Source organism: Nocardia lasii (genome assembly GCF_042658545.1).
Taxonomy (GTDB): Bacteria; Actinomycetota; Actinomycetes; order Mycobacteriales; family Mycobacteriaceae; genus Nocardia; species Nocardia lasii.
The window spans coordinates 124,837-131,418 of record NZ_JBHSQN010000010.1 but is presented as its reverse complement, the minus strand read 5'-3'; the positions used below and the strand labels follow the sequence as shown (position 1 = coordinate 131,418).

The 6,582-nt window shown below is 68.5% G+C and carries 9 protein-coding genes; 6 read left to right on the top strand and 3 right to left on the bottom strand.

The window, feature by feature from the left end:
* The first annotated feature begins 54 nt into the window (after positions 1-54).
* Positions 55-399, top strand: coding sequence for an MmcQ/YjbR family DNA-binding protein (locus tag ACFP3H_RS15175; protein WP_378605893.1), 345 nt, complete (start codon positions 55-57; stop codon positions 397-399).
* Between the two features lie 9 nt (positions 400-408).
* Here ACFP3H_RS15175 and ACFP3H_RS15170 read toward each other — a convergent pair whose 3' ends face one another.
* Together ACFP3H_RS15170 and ACFP3H_RS15165 are read right to left on the bottom strand one after the other, a co-directional pair.
* Complete coding sequence (locus ACFP3H_RS15170) at positions 409-1,284, bottom strand: RNA polymerase sigma factor SigF (RefSeq protein WP_378605890.1); 876 nt, start codon at positions 1,282-1,284, stop codon at positions 409-411.
* The gene (locus ACFP3H_RS15165; RefSeq protein WP_378605887.1) at positions 1,284-1,706 is read right to left on the bottom strand and encodes an anti-sigma factor; all 423 of its coding nucleotides are present in this window, start codon (positions 1,704-1,706) and stop codon (positions 1,284-1,286) included. Before ACFP3H_RS15165 ends, ACFP3H_RS15170 begins: the two co-directional genes overlap by 1 nt.
* Before the next feature lie 98 nt (positions 1,707-1,804).
* Here ACFP3H_RS15165 and rpe point away from each other — a divergent pair, with 98 nt between their 5' ends.
* Positions 1,805-2,464, top strand: coding sequence for a ribulose-phosphate 3-epimerase (gene rpe, locus ACFP3H_RS15160; protein ID WP_378606412.1), 660 nt, complete (start codon positions 1,805-1,807; stop codon positions 2,462-2,464).
* A 10-nt stretch (positions 2,465-2,474) separates the two neighbouring features.
* Here the strand turns inward: rpe and ACFP3H_RS15155 are convergent, their stop codons facing one another.
* Positions 2,475-2,945, bottom strand: a complete 471-nt coding sequence (locus ACFP3H_RS15155; RefSeq protein WP_378605884.1) for a hypothetical protein — start codon at positions 2,943-2,945, stop codon at positions 2,475-2,477.
* Between the two features lie 477 nt (positions 2,946-3,422).
* Here ACFP3H_RS15155 and ACFP3H_RS15150 point away from each other — a divergent pair, with 477 nt between their 5' ends.
* From ACFP3H_RS15150 to ACFP3H_RS15135, 4 genes are all read left to right on the top strand, one after another.
* Complete coding sequence (locus ACFP3H_RS15150) at positions 3,423-4,046, top strand: riboflavin synthase (RefSeq protein ID WP_378605881.1); 624 nt, start codon at positions 3,423-3,425, stop codon at positions 4,044-4,046.
* 254 nt (positions 4,047-4,300) lie between these two features.
* Entirely contained in the window at positions 4,301-5,545 is a 1,245-nt protein-coding gene (locus tag ACFP3H_RS15145) for a bifunctional 3,4-dihydroxy-2-butanone-4-phosphate synthase/GTP cyclohydrolase II (protein ID WP_378605878.1), read from the top strand.
* A 25-nt stretch (positions 5,546-5,570) separates the two neighbouring features.
* Positions 5,571-6,047 (top strand): 6,7-dimethyl-8-ribityllumazine synthase, encoded by a 477-nt coding sequence (ribH, locus tag ACFP3H_RS15140; RefSeq protein WP_378605875.1) that lies wholly within the window; start codon positions 5,571-5,573, stop codon positions 6,045-6,047.
* Positions 6,048-6,049: 2 nt separating this feature from the next.
* A complete protein-coding gene (locus ACFP3H_RS15135) occupies positions 6,050-6,535 on the top strand; it encodes a PH domain-containing protein (protein WP_465263764.1) in 486 nt (161 codons plus the stop codon).
* Positions 6,536-6,582: the final 47 nt, after the last annotated feature.

Sequence of the window (6,582 nt, the reverse complement as noted above, 5' to 3'; positions counted from 1 at the left end):
CCCCCGTTCCATTCGTCCAAGCCGACACCGATCCGCGCGGAGCAGAATCGGGGCATGGCGATGACATGGGAACAGGTGGTGGCGCTGGCGACGGCCCTGCCGGGTGTGGCGGAAGGCACCTGGTGGCGCAGTCCCGGTCTGAACGTGGGCGGCAAGAGCTTCGCGCGACTACGCGACGAAGCCGAAGGCGGCCTGGTCCTGCTCTGCGAACTCGCGGAGAAGCAAGCGCTGCTGGCCTCGGACGATCCGGCGTTCTACACGACCCCGCACTACGACGGGCATCCCTACATTCTCATCGATCTCGCGGTGGTCGACCCGCGACAGCTCGCCGAACTGATCGACAGCGCCTGGTGGTTGCGCGCTCCCGCGAAGCTGCGGCGCGCCCGGCAGCAGGCATAGGGGGACGGGTCAGTCCCGTTCGGACAGTTCGCGCAGGCGCGCAAGGGTTTTCGCGAGGATCCGCGACACGTGCATCTGCGAGATGCCCAGCTGCGTCGCGATCTGGGTCTGGGTCATCGACTCGAAGAACCGCATCGTCAGAATGCGACGTTCGCGCTCGGGCAGCCCGGCCAGCAGCGGTCGCACCGCGATGTACTCCTCGACCCGGTCGAACTGCGATTCCTCCTCGCCGAGGGTGTCGATGAGCGAGGCGTCGCTGTCGCGGCCGATCGAGGCCGCGTCGATCGAGGTCGGCTGATACGCGTTGCCCGCGATCACCGCCTGGGTGACCTCGTCGGGATCGACGTCGAGTTCGGCCGCGATCTCCTTGGCCGTGGGGGAGCGCCCCAACCGCTGCGAGAGCTGATCCACCGCGGCGCCGATACGCAGATGGGTCTCCTTGACCCGGCGCGGCACCCGCATGGCCCAGGTGTTGTCGCGGAAGTACCGGCGCACCTCGCCCATGATCGTCGGCACCGCGAACGACAGGAAGTTCGAGCCGCGACTCAGATCGAACCGGTCCACCGCGTGCACCAGCCCCACCCGTGCCACCTGCGACAGATCGTCGAACGGCTCCCCGCGCCCGCTGAACTTGCGCGCGATGTGGTCGGCGAGCGGGATGCAGCGATTGATCAGCGCGTCGCGGGCCACCGCGTGCGCCACGGTGCCCGGCTCGGTCGCCGCGAGCCGCTCGAACAGGGAGCTGACGTCGTCATAGCCCGATACCGGTGCGGGGGTCTCGGTCTCGTCGTCGAGGGTGACGGTCTCCGTGGCCTCGTTCTCGGCGTCGGTTTTGTCGGGTTCGCTGGAACTGTGCTGGTCGGTCTTCTCTTCTTCGCCGTGCACTACGCTTTCCCCCGGACCCGACGGATTCGGACCGTCGTGGGATATCCGCCGACGGCCGCGTCGAAGTCGCCCTGTTCGGCGGTCACCTCGTCGCTGAGCGTGCGCAGCACATGCCAGCCGAAGCTGCGTTGATCCGGCATGCCCTGCGCACCGGCGACCCCGTCGACGCGCACCCGCAGTTCGGTGTCGCCGACGAGGAATTCGCAGCCCAGCAACGAGTTCGGCGCCGCGATCGCGATGAGCGTGGAGCACACCTCATCGACCGCAAGGCGCACGTCGGCCACCTCGTCGAGCGTGAAATCACTGAGTAGTACCAGTGTTTCGGCCAGACCGCGCACGATTGGCAGCTGCGTCAGCAGTGCTGCCACACGAATCTCCACCGGGGCGCCGAAGGGCCCATGTTCCGCCGAAAAATTGGTCACCTGAAGAAGGCTACCCACATCCGCGCCGGGCAATCACCATTGCCGTCGCTACACTGCGCGCTGTGTCCACACCGACCTTCTCCCGTCCGTCCCGGCCGATGATCGCCCCGTCGATCCTGTCCGCGGACTTCGCGTATCTGGCCGCCGAGGCCGCCGCTGTCGAGGGCTGCGACTGGCTCCACGTCGACGTCATGGACGGCCACTTCGTGCCGAACCTCACACTGGGTCTGCCGGTGGTGCGGAGTTTGCTGAAGCACACCGACATTCCCTTCGACTGCCACCTGATGATCGATGATCCGGGCCGCTGGGCCCCCGGTTACGCCGAGGCGGGCGCCTACAACGTCACCATTCACGCCGAGGCGACCGACGACCCGATCGCGGTGGCGCGCGATATCCGCGCCGCGGGCGGCCGCGCCGGACTCTCGGTGAAGCCGAACACCCCGATCGAGCCGTACCTGGAAATCCTGCGCGAATTCGACACCCTGCTGGTGATGAGCGTGGAACCCGGTTTCGGTGGGCAGTCGTTCATTCCGAGTGTGTTGGACAAGGCGCGCATCGTGCGCAATCTGGTCGACGCCGGAGAATTGCAGCTGGTCGTGGAAATCGACGGCGGCATCAATGACGACACCATCGAACAGGCCGCGGCGGCGGGTATCGATTGTTTCGTGGCGGGCTCGGCCGTCTACAACACCGCCGATCCCGGCGCCGCGGTGCGCACGCTGCGCAATCTGGCCACCTCGGCGTGGTTGCCGCAGTAGCCGAATTCGATTACAGGACGCGGAGTTTGCGGGTGCCCAGCGCCCGCGCCGCGTCGACGACGGCGCGCACCGGCGGCCGGTTGTCACTCGCCTCGGGTTCGCGCACCCAGGTGCGATAGCCGGTGCGCTCGTCGTCGGGCGAGGGCAGCACGATGTGGCTGCCCGCGCAGGCGACGGTGGCGTAGAGGCGGAACAGGTCCGCTGAGGCGGCGGCGGTGAGGGTGTCGGGGCGGCTCGGCCCGGTCAGGAAGGTCCAGCGCCGGGCGCGGGGGTGGTCGACGACCGGGCCCGCGATGGCGGCCTCCTGCAGGCGGGCCAAGACCCGCTCGCCGAGATCGCTGGGCATGGTCACCGCGCCGTGGTGCGCGCCGATCTGGAGCAGGATGCGCCGCGAGTCGACCTCGATCGTCGCCGGGAGGTGAAGTTCTCGCCGGTAGCGCACGCACCGCATTTCCAGTGTCGAATCGATTACCGCGCCCATCTGGCACCCCCGAATCTGGCGAACCTGTTGTAACCCACAGTGTGTCTCCCTGGCGGTGGTGGACTATCCCTGGGGCGAACTCCCGGTAGCCGCATCGCTACACCGGGCGACGAAAGAAATCGTTGACGTAACAATGTTGCGTCAACGGGGTAGGCCGCGCAAGCATTCCGATCACCGTGTTTCCAGGTTGTAATCGTGGGTAATACAGCGTCAATGCGAGCTGGTGAATACCGGACGACAGCTCTCGGAAAATTGCATCGCACAACACGCCACCGCCGTGATTAACGGCGGCGTCCCCCCATGTCGATACCCCGACATCACCGGCCCGCCCCCCGCGTCCGGTTTCGGCCCCCGCCCGCCGCGCACCGACCCCGCCACTAGGCTGTGCGACGAGCCGCCGATGCCCGCGCGGGAATAGTGGCCGGGCACCGGCTGTTGGGCCCAACGGGTACGGATGACGCGACAAGGGAGTCAGGCATGTTCACAGGGATCGTCGAGGAGCTGGGCGAGATCGTGGCCACCGAGGCGTTGCCCGACGCGGCCCGGCTGACCATTCGCGGCAAGTTGGTGACTTCCGATGCCGGACACGGTGATTCGATCGCCGTCAACGGTGTCTGCCTGACCGTCGTCGACGTGGTCGACGGCGACAGCTTCACCGTCGACGTGATGGACGAGACCCTGAAGCGCTCGAGCATCGGCGCGCTCGTCGCGGGCTCGCCGGTCAACCTCGAACGCGCCGCCGCGCTCAACAGCCGCCTCGGCGGGCACCTCGTGCAGGGCCACGTCGACGGCACCGGCACCGTGCTGGGCCGCAGCCCGTCGGAGAACTGGGAGATCGTGCGGATCTCGCTGCCCGACGCGATCGCGCGCTACGTGGTGGAGAAGGGCTCGATCACCGTCGACGGCGTCTCGCTCACGGTCTCCGCGCTCGGCGTCGACGATGAACCCCACGCCGACGGATCCCGTGATTGGTTCGAGGTCTCCCTCATCCCCACCACCCTGGCGCTCACGGTCCTCGGTTCCGCGCCGCTGGGCGCCACCGTCAACCTGGAAGTGGACGTCATCGCGAAGTACGTGGAACGCCTCGCCCAACGAGGCTGACTCGGCCTTACGGGTGGCCCCCGAAGAAAGCTGGGTGGGGCCGTAATGTGGGTGTCAATCGTCAGACCAGACAGTTGCCATACCTGAGAGGTTTCTCGGCCGCCTCGATCTGGACTGAGCGGAGGGTGCGACGAAGGAGTGCCCGGAGGGAGGGAAGATCGAGGCCCACCGGGCCGAGAAACCAGCGGCGCCAGCCGCCGAGAACACCGAGAAACCCGCGGCGCCAGCCGCCAAAATTTACGGAGCAAGCAGACGTGACCAGGTTGGACAGCATCGAGCGCGCGGTCGCCGATATCGCGGCCGGCAAGGCTGTCGTCGTCATCGACGACGAGGACCGGGAGAACGAAGGCGACCTCATCTTCGCGGCCGAGAAGGCCACCCCGGAGCTGGTCGCGTTCATGATCCGCTACACCTCCGGCTACATCTGCGTGCCGTTGACCGCCGATGACTGCGACCGCCTCGGCCTGCCGCCCGCCTACGCGATGAACCAGGACAAGCACGGCACCGCCTACACCGTCTCGGTGGACGCGCGCGAGGGCATCACCACCGGGATCTCGGGCGCCGACCGGGCCGTCACCATGCGGCTGCTGGCCAGCGCCGAGGCCAAGGCCGACGATTTCACCCGCCCCGGCCACATCGTGCCGCTGCGCGCCAAGGACGGCGGCGTGCTGCGTCGCCCCGGCCACACCGAGGCGGCCGTTGACCTGGCCCGGATGGCCGGTCTGCGCCCCGCGGGCGTGATCTGCGAGATCGTCAGCCAGAAGGACGACGGGCACATGGCCCGCACCGACGAGCTGCGCGTGTTCGCCGACGAGCACAACCTGGCGATGATCTCGATCGCCGACATGATCGCCTGGCGGCGCAAGCACGAGAAGCACGTGGTGCGCGTGGCCGAGGCCCGCATCCCGACCGCGCACGGCGACTTCAAGGCCGTGGGCTACCAGAGCATCTTCGACGACGCCGAGCATGTCGCGCTGGTGCGCGGCGACATCAGCAGCGGCGAGGACGTGCTGGTGCGCGTGCACTCGGAGTGCCTCACCGGTGACGTGTTCGGTTCGCTGCGCTGCGATTGCGGCCCGCAGCTCGACGCCGCGCTCGAGATGGTCGACCAGGAAGGTCGCGGTGTCGTGCTCTACATGCGCGGGCACGAGGGTCGCGGCATCGGCCTGATGCACAAGCTGCAGGCCTACCAGTTGCAGGACAGCGGTCGCGACACCGTCGACGCCAACCTCGATCTGGGCCTGCCCGCCGATGCCCGCGACTACGGCACCGGCGCGCAGATCCTGGTCGATCTCGGGATCCGTTCGATGCGGTTGCTCACCAACAACCCGGCCAAGCGGGTCGGCCTCGACGGCTACGGCCTCGCGGTGACCGAGCGGGTGCCGATGCCGTTGCGCGCCAACGCCGAGAACCTGCACTACCTGCGGACCAAGCGCGACCGGATGGGCCACGACCTGGTCGGCCTCGACGATCTCGACCTGGGCGAGACCGCGCAGTGATCACTCCTTCGGAAAGGCGGTAGCGATGAGCGGCACGGGTGTTCCGACCTTCGCCCTGGCACAGGCCAAAGACCTCAAGCTCGGCATCGTCGCCTCGCGCTGGCACACCGAGATCTGCGACACCCTCGTCGCCAACGCCGAGCGGGTGGCGAAGGAGGCCGGCGTCGAGCACGTGACCGTGGTGCGGTGCGCGGGCGCGATGGAGCTGCCGGTGGTGGCCCAGGAACTGGCGCGCACCCACGACGCCGTGGTCGCCCTCGGTGTCGTGATCCGTGGTGGCACACCGCATTTCGAGTACGTGTGCGACGCGGTGACCGCCGGCCTGACCCGGGTGTCGCTGGACGCGGCCACACCCGTCACCAACGGTGTGCTCACCACCGACAACGAGGAGCAGGCGCGCGATCGGGCCGGGCTGCCCGGTTCGGCCGAGGACAAGGGCGAGCAGGCCTGTGCCGCCGCCCTCGACGCCGCGCTGACCTTGCGCGCGCTGCGATCGGCGTGACCGTGCCGGTGGTGCGGACGTGGCGGCGCAGTGCGCCCGAGCCCGACGCGGGCTGGGAGTTCGAGGTGCGCGCGCGTCGGTCGACCCGCACCGCCGTGGTGGTCGCGATCGTCCTCGTGCTCGCGTTCACCGCGGGCGGGTTGCTGCTGCGCACCGGCTCGACCGGGGTGAACTTCCGGGTCGCCGATCAGGTCGCGATGATCCTGATCGGGATCATCGGGGCCGGTGCGGTGTTGATGCTGACCCGCCCGCGCGTGCGTGCGGGCAGTCGCGGTGTCGCGGTGCGCAATATCCTCGGTGAGCAGGTCTATCCGTGGTCCTATATCCGCGGCGCGGCCTTCCTCGACGGCAAAGCGTGGGCCCGGCTCGAACTCGCCGACGACGACTACGTGCCGATGCTGGCCATCCGCGCCAACGACAAGACCCACGCCGCCGACGCCATCGAACGCGTCCGCGAACTGGGCGCCCGCTACGCCCCGCAGGACTGACCGCTACGCCCGCAGGACTGATCGCTACGCCTCGCAGGATTATCGCT

Bases quoted from the DNA above. Each gene is read 5' to 3' on its own strand.
- ACFP3H_RS15155 (WP_378605884.1), bottom strand. From the start codon at position 2,945: ATGGGCGCGGTAATCGATTCGACACTGGAAATGCGGTGCGTGCGCTAC.
- rpe (WP_378606412.1), top strand. From the start codon at position 1,805: ATGATCGCCCCGTCGATCCTGTCCGCGGACTTCGCGTATCTGGCCGCC.
- ACFP3H_RS15175 (WP_378605893.1), top strand. From the start codon at position 55: ATGGCGATGACATGGGAACAGGTGGTGGCGCTGGCGACGGCCCTGCCG.
- ACFP3H_RS15150 (WP_378605881.1), top strand. From the start codon at position 3,423: ATGTTCACAGGGATCGTCGAGGAGCTGGGCGAGATCGTGGCCACCGAG.
- ribH (WP_378605875.1), top strand. From the start codon at position 5,571: ATGAGCGGCACGGGTGTTCCGACCTTCGCCCTGGCACAGGCCAAAGAC.